An 18,210-nucleotide genomic window follows, 5' to 3' on the forward strand; every position below is an offset into this window, starting at 1 on the left:
CAGCCTGTTTTATAGCCTGGGGACCTGTGCCTTTTATCCCTACTAATTATCCCTACTAAAGCTCCGGAAGGCCATTTTCATTAGAATAATTTAAAGGTGCGCTCACTTATTCGAAATTGCCTCGTGCCCAGCAAGACGCTCGCAGGTCTGAAAGACGCTGCGAGGTCTGTGCGGGAATGGCTACTTCAGTGCCTGCCCCTGCGAAGTAGTGGCATAAGGTGTAATGGTTACCGGGCCGATCAGGCCGGAGGCCATTGGTTTCCAGACGGCGGCATCGAAGGCTTTGTAATCGATGTTCACGAAGTTGATTTCGTGGTACCTGCGCCACTCTATCTTTTTCTGGTCCATGTCGCGGATGCGGTTGGCCATCAGGTTGGCAACTTCTACTTTCAGGGTATTTTTGCCTGGCTTCAGGTACTGCCCTACCCTTGCCTGGAACGGGATGCTCCACAGGTGGCCCACTTCCTGCCCGTTTAACCAGACACGCGCGCTTTCGCTTACCTTGCCCAGGTCCAGCACGTATTCTCCGGCATTTTTGGCTGGCATGTCGAACGTGACGGTATACTCCCCGCTACCTGAGAACGCTTCGGCTTTCTTGTCGCCCAGCTCGGTCCACGACACCAGCTTCGTCAGCTTCTTATCGGCTGGCACTTCGGGGCCACCTTTTGTGAAATGCAGGTTCCAGTCGCCGGAAACGGCAATAGGTGAACCCGGCTGTTCCAGGTACTGCCAGGCTACCAGGCCTGGGGTAGCAGCATTGGTAGCACGCAGAATCAGGGCTTCGCCAGACTTGAGCTGCACCCGCACATTGGTTTTGTTGTTGGCTGTTGTAGCCCTGGCCAGACCAGCACTGCCGCTCTGTGGGTCCAGGATCACGACCGACTGCGCTTCTATATTAAGCGGGATGGTAGTGTCGATAGCTTTGGGGGTGTGGTTGACGAGGTAGTAATACTTACCGCCTTCAATCTCTCTCCTGATAAACTTAAGGCCTGTATCAGTCAGTGCCTCGCGTTGAATGTCCTTCAGCTCCAGCGCCTGCTGCACATTTTTAGAGAGTAGAATCTCCCCTCTTCCGGCTTTATGCTGGCGTACGCCTTGTCCGGCATCCGTAAAAGTCAGGCTCTGCACCAGCTGCTCCAGCTTTTTGCGGCGGTTTTCCAGGTCCTGCAGTCCCGGCACATCGGTTGGCAGCTCTTCCAGCACTACCGTGGCACCTTCTTTTGCCAGGGCAATTACCCGCTCAAACGTGGTTTCTGACATGTACTTGCTCTGCGGCACAATCAGCACTTTACGTGTGGGGGCGCCTGCAGCCGTTACAATTTGCCCGTTGTTCACCTTCGCCTCCTGCAGCATCTTATCCGAAACAAAATCCAGGGAGTAGCCTGCATCCATGAGCTGCTGCGACTGCTTGTAGAACTGTGTCGGGTGCAGCCACTCGTCTATGTCGTGCACTTTTATGAGCATTTCCATGCCTTTAGGGTTGCTCCATACATCATGGATAGGCCAGTACATGAGCAGTTCGTTATCGGGTCTGCCCGACTGCAGCACCGACTGCACCCGTGCAATATAATTGTTAAAAGCTCCGAAATGCGACCAGAGGCTGTTGGCTGGCGTCAGGTTAAGGGAGGCATAGAACAGCCAGCCCGGCCAGGCGACATCTTCCGGCGAGTAAGTCACTCCATGGTAGAAAACATGGTTCACACCAGATAGGAACACCTGCTCCACCTCCGGCTTCATCTGCGAATAAGCGGTCTTGAAATGTTCGCCCAACCAGGTAAAGGTTTCGCTGGAAGTCAGGTTCTTGCCGGCCACATGGGCAGCCGAAGAAGCAAATTTGAGCATGATCGGGTCCGGGTCCACGTTGCGCACATCAGCACTGTCTCGGCGCAGGCCGGGAATCGGAAAGTAGCTGGAGCCGAAGGTCTCGCACTCCGGAATATCTACGGCTGCGTACAGGTCGAGCAGGTTGCCCGGTGAGCCGTGCGACTGGTTTTTGGTGAAGCTTTTGTGCTGGTGCGCCCAGTTGTTCCAGGTCTTGTAGAAATTGTCGTAGAGCATTTCGCTCATGGTTTCGCGGTAGTCAGCTTTGAGCCGTGCTATCTTCTCAGTCTGCTCTTTGCTCACCAAATCCTTCAGGTACAGGCGCAGGTCGTAGCCACGGCGCTTCTGAAACTCTTCAAAAAAAGTAGGCGACCAGTTGGCGCCGTACACTTCGTAGCTGTCGTTGTAGAAGGCTCTCACGCCGTGGTTGCTCCCGCCGAAGGCTTTGGTAAAAGGCTCCAGGTAGGCGTTCACGGCTTTTTCAGAAAGGTGGTCGAGGGTGAAGCCCACACCGCCTGGCGCGGCACGTTTCACCATTTGCCTTGTTTTGCCATTAAAGGCCGCGTACACCGTCCAGGTGCCGGATTTCGGGGTCCAGTTCAGCTTGCCATCGGCCGTGGCTTTGTCGGTAATGTTCAGCGCTTCTCCTTTTCCGCTATAAGCCATTACTGCCTGCAGCTGCGGGTTCAGCTCGCGTTGCTTCGGGTCCTGCACCGTCAGGCTCTCCTTCAGGATCTGACCAGCCTTTAAGGTATAGGTCTGCACAATCAGTTTAGCCGCGGCAAACTCCGGCTTCACTTGCGGCCCGCCAAAAGGCCAGCCGGTTCCCTGTGTCAGGTCCACGCCCATGTTCAGGTTGTTGGCCTTCTGCACGGTGTAGTCGAGCATGCCCATCCACTTCGGCGACAGAAAATCGATGTAGCGGCTCTCGTGCCCCATGGCTCCGTAAATAGGCGCAATTTCCACACCGCCCAGACCAACTTCCGCGTATTGGGTCATCTGCTTGTCGATGTTCTGCTCGTCTACGGCGCTGCCCATCCACCACCAGCGGGTCCAGGGCTTGTTTTCGCGCTGCACCTCGGGCCAGGCGTTCACTGTTTGCTGGCTACCGGCTGTGGCTGTGTCGGTAGAGGCGGCAGGCTGCGACTGTCGGCAGTTGGTAAGCACCGCCCCGCAAAGTGCGAGGGTGAGGAGTAGTTTATTTTTATGTACCATTCTTAAACCTTGATTAAAGGATTTTCTTGATTCCCCTGATTTCTAATTATTCCAATGAAAATGACCTTCCGGAGGCTTTAAATAGATTTTAGATGCTAGATGTTAGATGATAGATGATAGATTTTAGTATCATGACATAAGTATCACGTACCACGACATAGGGCCCAAGGTTAGTGAAGCATTGCCTCGTGTTTCATCATTTAGCCTCAAACCTCCTAAATCAACTATTTAGCAATTAAACCATTTAGCCTTTCAACAACCGAAAACTAAATTATTTGAATGAAAACGGCCTTCCAGAGTCGCTGCTGCTATTGCTCTACAAAGACACACAGGTCAGGAAAACGCTGTGAAGTATTACAGGCTAAGCCAGATAAAACACTTCTTTTAGCGGTATACTAACCGGTGAGTTATCCGGGTTCGTCTCCATGATGTCGGCCATAAAGGCCCACCACTTCTGCACAATGGCCGTAGTGCCCAGATCCTGCGACGATTGCCCCGCCTGCTTTTGCACTGCGAAGAGCGTGCTGGTTTCTTCATCCAGAAAAATGGAGTAATCGCTCACGCCAGCCTCTTTCAGCAGTTGCGCCAACTCGGGCCAGATTTCGTCGTGGCGCTTCTTGTACTCAGCCTCAAAACCAGGCTTCAGTTTCATCTTAAAAGCAAATCGCTGCATGTTGTTAGAGGCTAGATTTAGATATGAGATACTAGATTTTTTACCCTGTGTATTAAACTGATTATTGGTTTTTAGTTAACCTGATTATGAATTCGCCCTCAACTCTTCAATATCTATGGGAGTCTTCCTGCTTTTTCATTCTGTAAACTGCTTTTCCTCCTTATATTACCTTGTCCTATTAAATGTCTAAAATCTAGCATCTATTATCTAGCATCTCCAACCTAATTCCTTACCAAGGTCACGCCCATCAGCCCGATGACCACATCGTTTGCCAGCGCATTTACCTCCAGCGACTTCAGCTTTTTAGCCGGGTTCAGGGGCAGGTCCAGCACAGTGGCGGCACCACCGGGAATGTAGCTGTCGTAGGCGAAGCCTTGAATAGTACTGTATTTAAAGTTGGTCGGCACGTCACCTGTTTTCAGGTGCACCCGGATCGGTTTCGGCTTGGAGCTGGTGAACGAATACTTGTTGAGGTAGAAATCCTGCTCAATCGGCCACCAGGTGTCGGGGTTGCGCAGCACTAATTTGTCCTGTGTCCCGTCGGTATACGTTATCACCACTTCGCCATTGTCGAAGCGCGACTGCATCGGGTTGGTAGAGCCGGCCATGAGCAGGTAGGCATGTGAGGCAGCGCCTTGCAGCGGCACAGCTGCTTTGGTAGGGTAGTTATCCCATTGGCTCGTGAAGAGGATGTTTCTGCCAGCGCCCGGACCGGTTGTTTTAAAGGGCAAGCCGTTGGGCAAGGTAATTTCACCTGTCTCCCCTGCTTTCGCCCGAAGTCCGGAATCGTCGATCTCAGCTGTTACCAAGGGGTAGCACCAGTTGCCGATGCCCTGCTTGGGCAGCTGCAGCGTAGCCGATGCAGGCCGTGGAGTCAGGTATTCGTTTTTAAAGATCTGAGTTACGTTGTCGTTAAAGTGAGCTGTCAGGTCCAGCGTCTCCCACTTAGGAGCTGCCTTTGCCGCAGCTACCGGCACATGCCAGTTGGTAATGCCGGCTGTGGCCAGTGTCTGGTTTCCCGCGCTTACATAGACCTGGTTTGTACCGGGTTTAAGGTGTTCCGCAGGAATGACGATGGCGGCAGATGATGCAAACGCCGGCACTTCCAGTTTCATTTTCTGCGAGTACTTTCCTACAGAAACCGTTACTTCCTGATTTAGTGCATGGGCTGTATTATTCTGCAGTTCAACCCGCAGCTGCGCCTCAGCAGGAGCTGTGGCAGAAACAAGTCGGTAAGGCTCGCGAAGTTCCACATTTACGGGCTGCCACCAGCTGAGGTCGCCCTGTGCCGTGCGCACAAAAAATGTGCGGTGCCCGTCCTTCCCTGCCAGCTTCACCTGCACTTTGTTCTTTTTCTGGTCCGAGCCTGCTACAATTCCCTGTGTATCCTTCAGCTCCAGCACTTCCGCTTTCCCGAAATCAACTTCCAGATTCGCTCCTTGTGCTGCAATGGCATGGTGCGCCGGTGCAGCGGGTTTATCGCCCGCCCAGGTTATGACCACTTCGTATTTCTCCGCAACAGCCGGCTCTATGTCTATCTGCGGTGTGCCTACAGCCTCTGCAAATGCTGTCCATTTTACAGGACGCCCGTTCACGGTTACTGAGGCCACTTTATCACCTAAGGCGGCAGCTCTGAATTTAAGTTTCAGCGGTTTGCCAAAGTGTGGTTCCAGCAGGTAGGTTTCCTTGTTTCCGTCTCTCCTGAAGCTGTATTTAATATCAGGCGTTTCGAGCAGCGCATGGTTCCAGGAAGCTGGCAGCCCGGGCCGTATCGTCAGCTCCTCTGCCAGCATATCCGGCTGAATACCGAACATACCCTCTACAAGGGCGCGCGATGTAACTCCAATGCCATCGGCAAAATCGCGGTACAGTTCGTTGCGGTAATGGTCGTAGTAAGAGAGTTGCTGCAGGTTGCCGGGGCTGGAACCCATGTACATACTCTCTACCAATATGCTTTTCATGAGCCGGTTCGCCTCCTCTATGTGGCCCGCCTGCCAGTACGCCAAAGCCGTATGCGCTACCTCGGCCAGTGCCACGTTGTTTACCGACCAGGTATAAGGCATCCAGTTGGTAGTAGTGAGGGTGTAGAGATTCTCACCTGGCAGATCGGCACACTTTATCGGGATGTGCGGAATCTGCGTGTCTACGTAGCGCAGCGCCTGATAAGCCTGAAACGGATCCGGCACCTGCGAATCGAGGGCATGGTAAACGGTCCAGAGAGCGGCCGCAGGATGCAGTTTCTGCAGTCCGAGCAGGTCCTTGAACTCCGCGTACACACCGGCTTCCGGCATCCATAGCGTGGACCCAATGGCTTTCTTTATCTTCTCTGCCTCCCTGGCGTAAGGCGTAGGATCTTTCCCGATAAGCGGGGCCAGCCGGGCCGCCATCTTGTTGGAAAAGTGATGGTAAGAGGAGGATAGCGTTACACCGCCGCCGCTGTACTGCACGGCATCACTGGCCCAGAAGCTGGCGTAGGCATCGTATAAGCCATCGTTATCGGAGTCGAAATTTCGTTTCTCCCAGGCCAGGTGGCGCTCCAGCATCGGCCATGCCTCCTGCAGGTAGGCTTTGTCGCCCGTCCAGAGGAAGTGGCGCAGCAACTGGTCTATAAACACCATGTTCATGTCGTAGTGGTGGGCCACATGTTTTTTGCCTGGGTTCCGGGATATATAACCGCTGGTGTAGAGCGAGAGCCCCAGCGTTTCCTCCATCCGGGCTAGGTTCCGCTCCTGGTCCGGCACCACCGGACCACTGGCCGGCGAGGTCACCTGCGCTTCGGCATACCCCCGGAAATGAGAGCGGGCGCGGTCGTGGTGACCCAGGGCATCGGCCACATAAGCGCCACGCCAGCCGTTGAGCGGCATGCGCCAGGCAATTGCCCCGTGCATGTAGCTTTTTCCGTCCCAAATGGCGTCGGCTGCGATGCTCAGTGCGCCTCCGAAGGTGTTGAAAAACGGATCAGGTGTTTCAAGTCTGATGTGGCTGGCCGCTTTTTTGCGGCTCGCTTCCGCTTTCTGGAAAACATTGGCTAAATCTGAATATCGGATGGGGCTGCTTTTGCTATTCTGGAGGCCAAAGAATACTTTTTGGGCTGGTTTAAGTGCCTGCCGCCCCACCACTACCGGCAACTCCGACTCCCCAGACTGCCAAAGTGTTTTGGGGGAATCCTGCTTTCGGGCATCTGCCAGCTTTAAGGTAGAACCAGATGGCATAATCCCTTGTATCTGGTGCGTGTTGTTCTTTATTTTAAAATCGAGGAGAAAAGTATTGTTGCTGATGGCAAACTTATTGTCCTTGCAATGCTCCGGGTGCAGGTAAAAGCCTTCCTCCGGGTCTGCTCCAATGTCGCCATCGCGCGACGGGCGGTGCCCGCTGGCACCGCCGTAGGTCCAGATCAGTTCGAAGGGTGCCGTATTAGGGGCAGTTTCCATCGACAGCACCATGCCTTCAGCATCGGCCATGGCCAGCACCTGCAGGTTCAGCTGCCCCTGGCCCAGCAGCGGGTCCTTGATTTCGTAGAGCATGGTGCCGGGCCTGTAGATAGCTTTGATCTCCGCTGCCTCTATCAGCCACTTCTCTCCCCGGTCGGTGGCAATGCCGAGCTTCAGGTTGCCGCCTTTGTTGGGCATGTAGAGCAGGAACTCCGGCAAATCGCCCGCCTCTACCCTGAAAGCTGTGGGTGTGCCGTAAAGGGCTCTGTTAAACCGCTTGTTCCCGTTAACGATCACAAAATCAGCACCGTCGGGTTTATAGCGCAGTGGGCGCACCTGGTCCAGTTTATCAGTGGAGGCAGCGGGTTTATCAACAAATGTCGGCTCAGTTCTTCCTTGCAAAGGTTTTAATGAACCACCTCCCCCCACAATAACCTCCTCACTTTGGTTAATGCCAGTAACATTTTGAGAAACGTTCTGCGACTGGCATGCCATCACCAACAATAAGGCTACTACTCCGGCTTTTCTTACTCTTTTTAACACATCTATTATATTTATGTTTCTTATTTCTGGCTAATGTTGCTACTTCAGGTTTGTATAACATCCACCATTCCATTTAAAATTTGCGCGAGCATCCGCACCTGTGTCATCATGCGGTTTTACTGCACCACACTGGTTATACCCTCTTTGTCAGAACGCTTTGTTTTCAGCCATAGCATGTTGCTTTCTGCATCATAGAACCCACCACCGCCTTTTTCTGGAGCGGCTGCTGTTTCAGGCTCGAGGCCTTCTCGCCGTTTCTGGTGATGCCGGTGAGGTCCTGATCAATAATTGCGTATATATGGGAATCGGTTTGAGGCGCCGGCACATGAGTCCGCCTCAGCGGCACACCGCTGGTGTGGCTTACACAGGCCTGGCTGCAGATACCTCCGGCAGAAGCCTCTTTGGTCCGGACAGCAGCCGGAAATGAAAGAACACAAATTATGGGAGTAACTGCTTTAAAATTAAGCTTTTGGCACATTTCCGTTTCTGGACGATTAATAATTTATCAGTTTTTGCCCGGGCGTCTCCACCCTTGCACATGGCACGAACGTTTGTTCAATAATAGACAGAATGGCCGTAAATGGTATCCTGTACTGTCCTGTGAAGTTTACCCGGTTGATGCGGCCCTCCAAACGCAAATCCAGTTTGCCTGAACTTTCCTCTGGAGTTTCGCTACATTGATTTGGCAGCCAGGCTTACTGGCTGCTGCTGGCGCATTAAATCTTCTTAATAATCAAATGGAAGTGGTGCCAGTGTCTTGCACATGATTGCTTGCAAGGCATCAGGGCAATTATTTCAATGGAAATGCCCCTCCAGAGGCTATTCTGGCTGCTGGTGTCGTGAGCAGATGCAACTGCTGTAAGTTGTTCCTTGCGTGCCTGTTGCTTATGCGAAGCAAAGGCAGTTGGAGACTACCTGGTTTAAAAAGGGCATAATCGAAAACTACGCCCAACGTCTTTTATAAAACGCTGCACTTCTCTTTCACCTCTACAGCCTTAAACCTGTAAATCATTCATCCTCAAATCTCCAAATATGAAAATAAAGAACCCGTGCCTTACCCCCGCCCCATGACCTGGTCCATGACCCAGGCTGTTCTGGCGGCAGATTCGCCGGTGCTGGGGCACTTGCCCGCGCCTCGCAGTTCATCTACAATGGTTTGGATAAGTGGCTGCTGCACGTGGGCCGGGTTCGGGAGCTTAAACTGCTGCACGCCTGCTTTGGCAGACAGCACCACCGGGTCGTTGCTGAAGCTCGGGAAACTGATGGCACCCAGGCTGCCCACTACTTCAATGGTATCTTTCTGCTGCCCTTCAGCCACACTAAAACACCAGACCCCGCTGCCCAGTGCGCCACCCCGGAAACGAAACTGCGCCGTTACAATGTCCTCGGCAGCATAGAGCCCGGCCTGGTTGGCCGACTGGCCGGAAGCAGCCTCGATGGGGCCCAGCAGGTAGTCCAGAAAATCGAGCTGGTGAGCGGCCAGGTCGTAGAATAAGCCGCCGCCGGCTATTTCCGGGCGCACACGCCAGTCGAGGTTAGGTTTAGGCGACTGAGAGAGCTGGATGTTTACAAAACGGATGTCGCCAATAGCCCCGGCCTCTACCAGCTCCTTCACCTTCAGGAACGAGGGCAGGCAGCGGCGGTAGTAGGCCACAAACAGCGGCACCTGCGCCTGCTGGCTGGCCGCCAGCATTTCGCGGCACTCTTTATAGTTCAGCGCCATGGGCTTCTCTACATACACGGGTTTGCCGGCAGCGGCCACCTGCAAGGCGTAGGCGGCGTGCGATCCGGGCGGGGTGGCAATGTACACAGCATCTACCTCCGGGTCATTTATCAGATCTTCGGCCTTGGTGTACCAGCGGGCTACCCGGTGCCGGCTGGCATAGTCCTGCGCTTTGGAGCCGTCGCGCCGCATAACGGCTACCAGCCCGGAGTTTTCTATTTTCTGAAAAGCCGGCCCGCTCTTTACCTCCGTCACATCGCCACAGCCAATTATTCCCCAGCGTATTGTTTGCATAGTGTTGTAGTTGATCGCCCTAAGTTAAAATTCCTTTCCTCATAATCAAAAGGTAGGCTCCGCAGAAAACGAGAAGGCAGGAGAAAAGGCTTCAGCAATTATTTCAATGGTTTTCGACCTCCGGAGGCTTTGCTGCTCCTGCCATCGTAGCTTATAAACAGTGACGTTCCACCACATAGCGGGAAACCACGCAAGCGACGCAATATTTTCCGGATCTCCCTGACTGCCACAGCAGCAAAAGCCGCATTTAAATGCCTGACACAGGTTACAGCAGGTTGCACGATAAACCAAACAAGTGTTACATTAGCTGCTCAACCAGGCAGCAATGCCCGGAGACTTTAGGCTTCTGCCCAACCTGCTTCCTGCTGAGGCCACTTATTTTTGAAAGCTTTATAATTAACATAATGATAAAGAATAGTTTCGTTTTTCTGTTTATGCTTGCCCTGCTCATGGCTGCCTGTGCTCGTCAAAAAACGAGTGCACCGGTAGTGGAGGGCCTTCCGCAACTGGATTGGCTCAGAGAGGTAGGGGCCAAAAACATACCTTCCGGTAAAACAGTATTCGAGGCTACGCAATACGGCGCCGTAAACGACGGCAGCACCCTCAACACCAAAGCCATACAGGCAGCCATAGACGCTTGCGCTGCCAAGGGTGGCGGCCTGGTAACCTTTAAGCCGGGCCGGTACCTGACCGGTTCTATTTACCTCAAAAAGGGTGTGCACCTGCGCATAGATAAAGGCGTGGAGATTTTAGGGAGCCAGAACCTGGCCGACTACCCCGACATGGACACGCGTGTGGCCGGAATCGAAATGCCATGGCCGTCGGCGCTGATCAATGTGCTGGACCAGGAGAATGTGGCCATTTCCGGCGAAGGCGTGGTGCATGCCCAGGGAAAGCCGTTCTGGGACATGTACTGGAAAATGCGCAAGGAGTACCAACCCAAAGGCCTTCGCTGGATCGTGGACTATGATGCCAAGCGCCCGCGCACGCTGCTCGTTTCCCGCTCATCAGACGTGACCATAAAAGACATTACCATGAAGCAGGCCGGTTTCTGGACCATCCACATCCTCTACTCCGACCATGTTACCGTAGATGGCGTGGTGATACAGAACAACATAGACGGCCACGGCCCCAGCACCGACGGCATCGACATTGACTCCTCTTCTTATGTGCTGGTGCAGAACAGCGACATAGACTGCAACGACGACAACTTCTGCCTGAAGTCCGGCCGCGACTGGGACGGACTGCGCGTGAACCGCCCCACCGAGTATGTGCTCATCCGCGACTGCGTCTCCAGGGCTGGCGGCGGGCTCATAACCTTTGGCAGCGAAACCTCCGGAGGCATCCGACACGTGGTGGCTTATAACTTGAAAGCAAAAGGCACCGGTGTGGGCATCCGGTTTAAGTCGGCTACTACCCGGGGCGGCACCGTGGAGGAGATTTACATGCACAACATCGAGATGGACAGTGTGGGCACCCCGATAGAAGTATCGATGAACTGGAACCCCAGCTACAGCTACTCCACCCTGCCCGAAGGCTACAGCCTGGAAACGGTGCCCCAGCACTGGAAAACCATGCTGACACCCGTGGTGCCGGCTGAAAGAGGTATTCCGAAGTTCCGCAACATCTATATATCAGATATCAGGGTAAAAGATGCCCGCAAGGCGCTGGCGGCTTCTGGCATCAAGGAGTCGCTGGTCGAGAATTTCCATTTCAAGGATATAACCATACAAGCCAACACGGCCGGGCAGATAAGCCACGCCAAAGACTGGACATTTGAGAATTTCCGGATCACGACCAAGGACAACAGTGAGATAACGGTAAAAGAAAGTGAAGGAGTTGCCTTATAAACCCAGGAAACAGGATAGCATAAGCAGCTCTAAACTATAGTTGCAGACGAGTGTAGCAGCCTGCAAGGAGCCTGCTTCCAGTAAACTTACGCACTACAAAAATGTAGGCATGGTGAACTAAGCCCAAAATGCGATTTACCGAATCGCCTCACTATCTTATGGTTACAAGTGCAATTTCATCGAAAGCCATTTTTGTCTTTTACCAATCCGCCTTATCTTTAAGGTGTTACTGTCACGGCGAGAACAACCTGCCACAGCATAACAGTTCTTCTCTCTAATATCCTACGCACAGGATGCAGTAAAAATGAGGATGGTGGAATTCCTGAGGGCCAGGCAGGGAATTATGAGATAAAAAAGACATTTAATAAAAAAACAATCTGTTATTAGATATTGATATTCAGCTTGCTAAGCGCCTTAATTTAAATCCATGATCTAATTTAAAGCGTATAAACAACACGGTATTCAATATCCGCATCGCAAAATATTATATATATATTTTTCAAAATAATACTAACTAACGCTTGCAAGTAATACTTTAATTAACCATATTTATGCCAACGATTGCACAATTTGTCATTTTGTTTTATTTCAATTAACACTTTTAATATTAACACAATACCTTATGAAAAAAATTTACAGTTTACTCGGAGCAGTATTCATGCTATGCTGCCTATTTAACGTTGCTATTGCGCAGGATTCAGCGCCTGCTGCTTCGGCGAAATGGACCTTTGTAAAGCCTACTGAAGGTACCAATACAGGGGCAGAAGTAACGAACACCGGTGCAGTTACCGGCGTGATGTCGCTCCAAAACATGAAAGCGAATGGGTATATCACTACTGATAATCCCTTGCTTAACACTCTCCGTTACCAGCGTAGCGAAGGTGAAGCAGGAACACAATTCCCTGCAAACCAGACCGACATCATTGCAGACACCTACATTCAGTTTGCTGTGACGCCGGCAGAAGGTCAGACATTTAACCTGAACTCCCTGGCTTATGAAATCGGCTCTACAGGTTCTTCCAGTGCCTTTAGAACAAAAGTATTCTACTCAACCAACGCTGAATTTGCTACTCCTATACAGGTAGCAGGCGCAACAGGAAACGTAGATAATGAAGGAAACCCAAGTGATATTGTTACCAGAGACGATTTTAAGTCAATCTCAAAAGAACTGGATGTAGTAGTAAACAACGGTGAGACCTTCTACCTTCGGTTTTATCCATGGATGCACGCCTCAGATAAGGTTGAAACAGGAAAATACCTGGTACTGCGCAATGTTACCATCGCTGGCACAACCGCTGCAGCCAACGGTGAAGATCCAGGCGACGAGGAGCCGGGAGCAACTAAAAAGGTACTGTATGTGACGGAAGCCAAAACTATGGCAGAAACTGCCTCCCCTGTCACTGAAGACCCGATCATTAAAATGCTGCAGGCAGACGAGAACATCGAACTGACAGTTAGAGCTTTAACTGCCGATGAAGCTAATTCGGCCGCAACAGAAATCGACATGGCTGCCTTTGACGCGGTAGTGGTGCAGGAGTCTATTGGCGGTGGCAGAGCAATTTTGAGACCTGGAAGCGCTCTTGGCCTGGCCAATTTCACAAAGCCTGTGCTTTATAACAAGACTTATGCCCTTAACGGTGGCAGAGCCTTTGCAGCCGGCACGGCAGGTGGTGGCGTAGAGGCTTCCACAGCCGAGAGCATTGTGCTCTCTTTCACGGTGCCTGCTGCTAGCCGCGAGAATGAGCTTTTCAACGGCTTTGAGTTTGCTGAGTCTGGCGAGGTAGCGATGTTCAAGTTAGGTGCCCTGGACAATGGTGGCGTTCCGGAAGGAACAGCCCTGTGGAAAGGCCTCAACTTCAGCAACAACACAGTGATTTCTGCTGAAAACACGCTGCTGGCAAACGTACAAGGACTGGCAACTACAGGAACTCCGGTATTCATCAACGATATTCCTGCCGGAACTACTATTGGCTCTGAGGTAACAAAAGCAAGAGTCATCATGGTAGGCATGAACTTTGGCGCCATCAGCAGAGACAACGGCACCAACATGACGGCCGAAAACCTGACCCTGTGGAGAAACGCCGTGTACAGCCTTGCCGGCCTTGCGGTACCTACAACACTGGTGGAGCCAGGTGTAGTAACCAGCATCGAAGACAAAGTGGCTGGTTCAACCTTCAGCCTGAGCCAGAACTATCCGAACCCTTTCAGCAACTCTACTAACACTACCATCCAGTACGAAATCAAGAAGTCTGGTTACGTGGCGCTGGAAGTGTACGATGCCCTTGGCAGAAAAGTAGCCACCCTGGCTGACGAAAACCAGGCAGCCGGCACTTACGAAGTGAAACTGAACAAGAGCCTGAGCAACGGCCTCTACTTCTACAAACTGAGCGCCGACGGCTCCAGCCTTACCCGCAGAATGCTGGTGACGCAATAACAGCTGTAGCTTAGCTACCCTAACAAAAAGAGCGGGTGCAGGAAGTTATCTTCCTGCACCCGCTCTTTTTTTGCCAAGATGCCTACTGGTACTGCGCCAAATTAGAAAATGATGTTACGCGCCAGCTTGCAAGAAGTCCTGCTGCAGCGGCGTTACAGTGGCTGGTGCTCGTACTTTCCTATCAAGCCTTTCCAGAAGGGGCCAAAGCAGCTTTTTATAAATCCATTCTTTTTAGCTGTAGCCGTAAGGAAGATTTGGCACGAGCGGCAAGCTCGCACCGGCGACCTGCTTTTCCATACGAGATGAGCTCCGGAGGGCCTTTTTCATTCGAATAATTGTGGCACCAAAACTAATTTGAATGCGCGTAGCATCAAGTGAAACACAGGCAAATTATTCCAATGAAAATGGCCCTCCGGAGCCTTCTCTCACTCTTCTATATACCAGGGTGAGCACCTCGAATGGCCGGGCAGGTTTTCTGGAGTAATCCTGATGCCTTGCTCACTTAGCTGATTTCTTTATTCTGCCTGCACTGCTATAGGAGCAGCCTTTTTAACCGGTGATTGTGTCCCCGATTTGTTCTGTTTCTTTCTTCTTCCCCACCAGATCATAGCTCCGGTTACCGGAAGGCTGGCTGCGATCAGGCTGGCGAAAAAGGCAATGACCTTACCGACAATCCCACCTATCGCCCCCACATGTATGTCGTAGTTCATGCGCATGATTTTGTCGGCTACACTGGCTTCAGCAAAGCGGCCATACGGGTGCGTTACCGGAATTTCCTCCAGGGTATACTGGTCGTAGTAAATAAAATCTGCTTTCCAGTAGGTGGAGGGGTCCGGGTTGATAGCCACTTCTATCGACGATGCTTTTTCTTCCGGCACATGCACCTCCATTCTGGCTTTTGTGCCAACTATCTCCGGGTATTTCTTCATCCAGATCCTGTCCATGGCCGGTATGGTGATGTCCGGGATGCTGGCTGTGGTATCGGAAGCGGGCTCATAGAACTCCACCAGTTGCTTCCCTCCTGCTGCAGCCCAGTACACCGATTTGGCAAACCACTGAAACCCCATCACCAGGCCTGTCATTCCAATAAAGATCGCAACCCAGGTCATATAAAACCCCAGCACGTTGTGGGCATCGTAGTTAACCCTTCGCCACCTGGCACCCCACTTTATGCCGAAGCGCTGCCTGCGGGCAGCTTTGTTTTTCGGCCACCAGAGCACCAGCCCGGTTAGCATCATTACCACAAAAACCAGGGTGGCCGTGGCTAAAATGGGCTGCCCGATATGAGCCGGAAGCCAGAGGTAGTAATGCCCCATGATCATAAACCTGAAAAAATCCTGGTCCATGTCCTTTACCTTGAGCACTTCTCCGTTGTACGGATCGAGGTACACTATATAATAATAGGCGGGCGCCTCCAGCCTGAAATACGATACCTGAGCCGACATGCCGTTGGCATAGCTCACGCCATGGGCGTGCTTGCCCGGCACCTGCTCGTCGGCTATGGCTTTGAGCCGGGATGGCGGGAGTTTGACTGACTCCTGCTGCTCCACAAAACGGTACGGCTGTGTCATGTCTTCGATCTCCCGCTGAAAAGCCAGTATACAACCAGTGAGGCCCAGGAATAGCACCAAGAGCCCGGATGAAAACCCGAGCCAGAGGTGCAGTTTGCCAATTATCTTCTTGAATGTCATCGCTTAAAATTTATAGCCGATACTTACACGATAATTGCGCGGTGCCTCAGTTTGCCAGTAGTAGCCATCCAGGGAGCCATTGTAATCGAAGTCGTAAGGGGAGCCGGCGTAGAGGTAATCGTCCAGCAGGTTATTGATGGTTAGGCCAAGGCTAATTTTCTTTAACTGGTAGCTCAAGCCACCATCTAAGCGGAAATAGTCGGGCAGGCCACCGGGCGTGCCGTCTGCCACAAACCACGGGAACCGGTTAAGCTGCCATTGGTAACCACCGGAGAAACCAAGTCCTTGCAATGGCCCTTTTTGCAGCGTGTAGGTAAGCCAGGTATTGGTTACGTGCTCCGCATAGCCAGAAACCTTCAGGCCTATCCGGCTGGCATCTGTATCTTTTGTGATTTCGGAGTCGGTGTAGGCGTAGTTAACCATCAGGTTCAGACCTTTTGCCAGCTCACCGCGCACATCCAGTTCCACGCCCTGCGTTTTGGTCTGGCCCAGCTGCAGCGAAAAATTTTGCGATGGATCGCTGTTCGGGTCCGAAACCAGCTGGTTGTTTTTGGTGATCTGGTAAACAGAAACAGTCGTGTTGAAGCGGCCATGCAGCCAGTCGCGCTTAAAGCCCACCTCCAGGTTGTTTCCTGTTATCGGCTTCACTTTTCCGCCATCAGCCAGCACGCCATTCTGGGGGATAAAAGCCTGATCGTATAAGGCATAGAGCGAGGTATTGCTGCTCAGGGAGGCGCTTAAACCCACTCTCGGGGAAAGTTTCTCATTCTCCATAACTGTGGCATACTGTTGCGTTCGGGCCTTGGTGTAGCGGCCGGCCAGCGTGAGGCGCAGATTGTTCTCAAAGAAGCCAAGCTCGTCCTGCACATACACGGCACCATAGCGTTGCGACAGCATATTGCCTCCGGCCCTTTCTCTTAACGGTTTGCTTCGATCGAACGTAGGTACACCACTTTCCGCAAATCCGTAAACTGGCTTGTAAATGTTGAACGGTCTATTCTGGTCTAACTCAAAGTACTGATTCCAGTCGGCCAGGTACTCTTTGTCGCCATAGTCGAGGCCTCCCAGAATGCGGTGCGTAATTGTACCGGTCTTTACAGTGCCATTTATATAAACCTGCCCGAATTTGCTGTTGTTCTGCGCATCCCAGCTGCTGGTGGTTCGCTGCATATCGCCGTTCTCGTCTACACTTTTCACCCAAAGCGAGCTCCCTACCTGGTTGTAGCGGAAGTAAGCTGCCTGTGCTGTCAGTTTCCAGTCGCTGTTCAGCTGATGCTCAAAGAGCAGGAAGGCGCTGTTGTCGTGCATATCCGATGGCTCCAGGTCCGGGTCGGCAATGGTGAAGTTGCGGGGCAGGTCTTTGTAGCCCCGTGCCGAGAACACATAGGCCGAGCCGATGGCCGACATACGGGAGTACTGGTGCGTATATTCAGCTGTTAATGATGTTCTGTCGCTGAACTTGTATTTGAGCACCGGCGCAATGGAGTAGCGGTTATTGTATTCATAGTCGCGCCAGGAGTCTTTTAGCTGCCCCATCACGTTCAGGCGGTACTGCAGTTTGCCATCGGTGGTCAGGGTACCATCCAGGTCGGCGGTGGCGCGGTAGGTGTTAAAGCTGCCAAAGGTAAAGGTTACGGCCTTCCTATTTACGCCAGTGGGCTTTTTGGTCACCACGTTATAGAACCCGGCCGGGTCGCCGTTAGCCAGCATAAAACCGGCCGGCCCCTTCACAAACTCGATGCGCTCCACAAACGACATATCTTCCGACAGCGGCCCCCAGGTAGACTCCACGTTCATGCCATTGCGGAAAGGAGCGATACGTGCACCACGCATGTTCAGGCGGGTATAGTTGCCCCAATGCTCCTGCGCCGTTACGCCGCTCACGTTCCGAGCTACCGCCTCCGACATATCAAACGATTGCTGGCCTTTCAGCAGGCCCTCCGTTATTACCTGAATGTTCTGAGGTGTTTCCAGCAGCGGCGTGCTGGAGCGGAGCGTGGCAGAAGGCAGATCAGCTTTAAACTGGCTGCGGGTGCCCTGCACCACTACTTCCTGAAGCCGTGTCGCGCTCTCCCGCAGCACGAAATCGGCACGGGTGGTTTTATGTGCCTCTACCGCAATGCGCTGCTCCTGCGGCTCCAGCCCTACCAGGTACACCACCAGCTGGTAGGTGCCGGGTCTTATTTTGTCGATGGCAAAGTTCCCTTGTGCATCTGTAGTGGTGCCTACGGTAGTGCCTCTCAGCGCCACACCCACGCCCATAGCAGCCTGGCTATCGGTTGTGGCCACATGCCCGGCCACAGCTCCCTGCTGTGCTATTGTTTTAGATCCGGAGAATAACAGGAAGAGCAGCACCAAAAACGGCTTAGCTGTTCTCCTGGAGAAGAGAAAGATGTGAATCATAGTTTTTTTTTAAGTAGTTTGGAATTATTCTAAATAGCGACAAATATAGAAAAGGGATAATGTACCAGGCAAGAGTTATTTAGATTTAGTCTAAATAAACTTAAAATAATTTCGTGAGGGTTATGGCTAGCC

Annotated in this window: 10 protein-coding genes; 3 read left to right on the forward strand and 7 right to left on the reverse strand. The window is 52.3% G+C overall.

Annotated features, from left to right (window positions below):
• Window positions 1–180: 180 nt before the first annotated feature.
• From FJM74_RS11135 to FJM74_RS11155, 5 genes are all read right to left on the reverse strand, one after another.
• Window positions 181–3,036 (reverse strand): glycosyl hydrolase, encoded by a 2,856-nt coding sequence (locus FJM74_RS11135; RefSeq protein WP_187262680.1) that lies wholly within the window; start codon window positions 3,034–3,036, stop codon window positions 181–183.
• A gap of 361 nt (window positions 3,037–3,397) precedes the next feature.
• Window positions 3,398–3,709 carry an L-rhamnose mutarotase gene (gene rhaM / locus FJM74_RS11140; RefSeq protein WP_187262681.1) on the reverse strand — a complete coding sequence of 104 codons (312 nt, stop codon included), beginning with the start codon at window positions 3,707–3,709 and terminating at the stop codon, window positions 3,398–3,400.
• 221 nt (window positions 3,710–3,930) lie between these two features.
• Window positions 3,931–7,683: a DUF4450 domain-containing protein gene (locus FJM74_RS11145; protein WP_187262682.1), complete on the reverse strand. Its 3,753-nt coding sequence runs from the start codon at window positions 7,681–7,683 to the stop codon at window positions 3,931–3,933.
• Window positions 7,684–7,846: 163 nt separating this feature from the next.
• Window positions 7,847–8,161, reverse strand: a complete 315-nt coding sequence (locus tag FJM74_RS11150) for a hypothetical protein (protein WP_187262683.1) — start codon at window positions 8,159–8,161, stop codon at window positions 7,847–7,849.
• A 576-nt stretch (window positions 8,162–8,737) separates the two neighbouring features.
• Window positions 8,738–9,700, reverse strand: coding sequence for a Gfo/Idh/MocA family protein (locus tag FJM74_RS11155; RefSeq protein WP_187262684.1), 963 nt, complete (start codon window positions 9,698–9,700; stop codon window positions 8,738–8,740).
• A gap of 404 nt (window positions 9,701–10,104) precedes the next feature.
• On the opposite strand from FJM74_RS11155, the gene FJM74_RS11160 reads away from it, so the two are divergent.
• The 3 genes from FJM74_RS11160 to FJM74_RS11170 all read left to right on the forward strand — a co-directional run bounded on the left by FJM74_RS11160 (window position 10,105) and on the right by FJM74_RS11170 (window position 14,319).
• On the forward strand, window positions 10,105–11,550 hold the full coding sequence (locus FJM74_RS11160; protein WP_187262685.1) for a glycoside hydrolase family 28 protein: 1,446 nt from the start codon (window positions 10,105–10,107) through the stop codon (window positions 11,548–11,550).
• A 622-nt stretch (window positions 11,551–12,172) separates the two neighbouring features.
• Window positions 12,173–13,984, forward strand: a complete 1,812-nt coding sequence (locus FJM74_RS11165) for a T9SS type A sorting domain-containing protein (RefSeq protein WP_187262686.1) — start codon at window positions 12,173–12,175, stop codon at window positions 13,982–13,984.
• A gap of 35 nt (window positions 13,985–14,019) precedes the next feature.
• On the forward strand, window positions 14,020–14,319 hold the full coding sequence (locus FJM74_RS11170) for a hypothetical protein (RefSeq protein WP_187262687.1): 300 nt from the start codon (window positions 14,020–14,022) through the stop codon (window positions 14,317–14,319).
• Window positions 14,320–14,499: 180 nt separating this feature from the next.
• Here the strand turns inward: FJM74_RS11170 and FJM74_RS11175 are convergent, their stop codons facing one another.
• On the reverse strand, window positions 14,500–15,675 hold the full coding sequence (locus tag FJM74_RS11175; RefSeq protein WP_187262688.1) for a PepSY-associated TM helix domain-containing protein: 1,176 nt from the start codon (window positions 15,673–15,675) through the stop codon (window positions 14,500–14,502).
• Between the two features lie 3 nt (window positions 15,676–15,678).
• Window positions 15,679–18,078, reverse strand: a complete 2,400-nt coding sequence (locus FJM74_RS11180; RefSeq protein ID WP_187262689.1) for a TonB-dependent receptor — start codon at window positions 18,076–18,078, stop codon at window positions 15,679–15,681.
• Window positions 18,079–18,210: the final 132 nt, after the last annotated feature.

Origin of the sequence: Pontibacter beigongshangensis (assembly GCF_014332515.1) — a bacterium.
GTDB classification, from domain to species: Bacteria; Bacteroidota; Bacteroidia; order Cytophagales; family Hymenobacteraceae; genus Pontibacter; species Pontibacter beigongshangensis.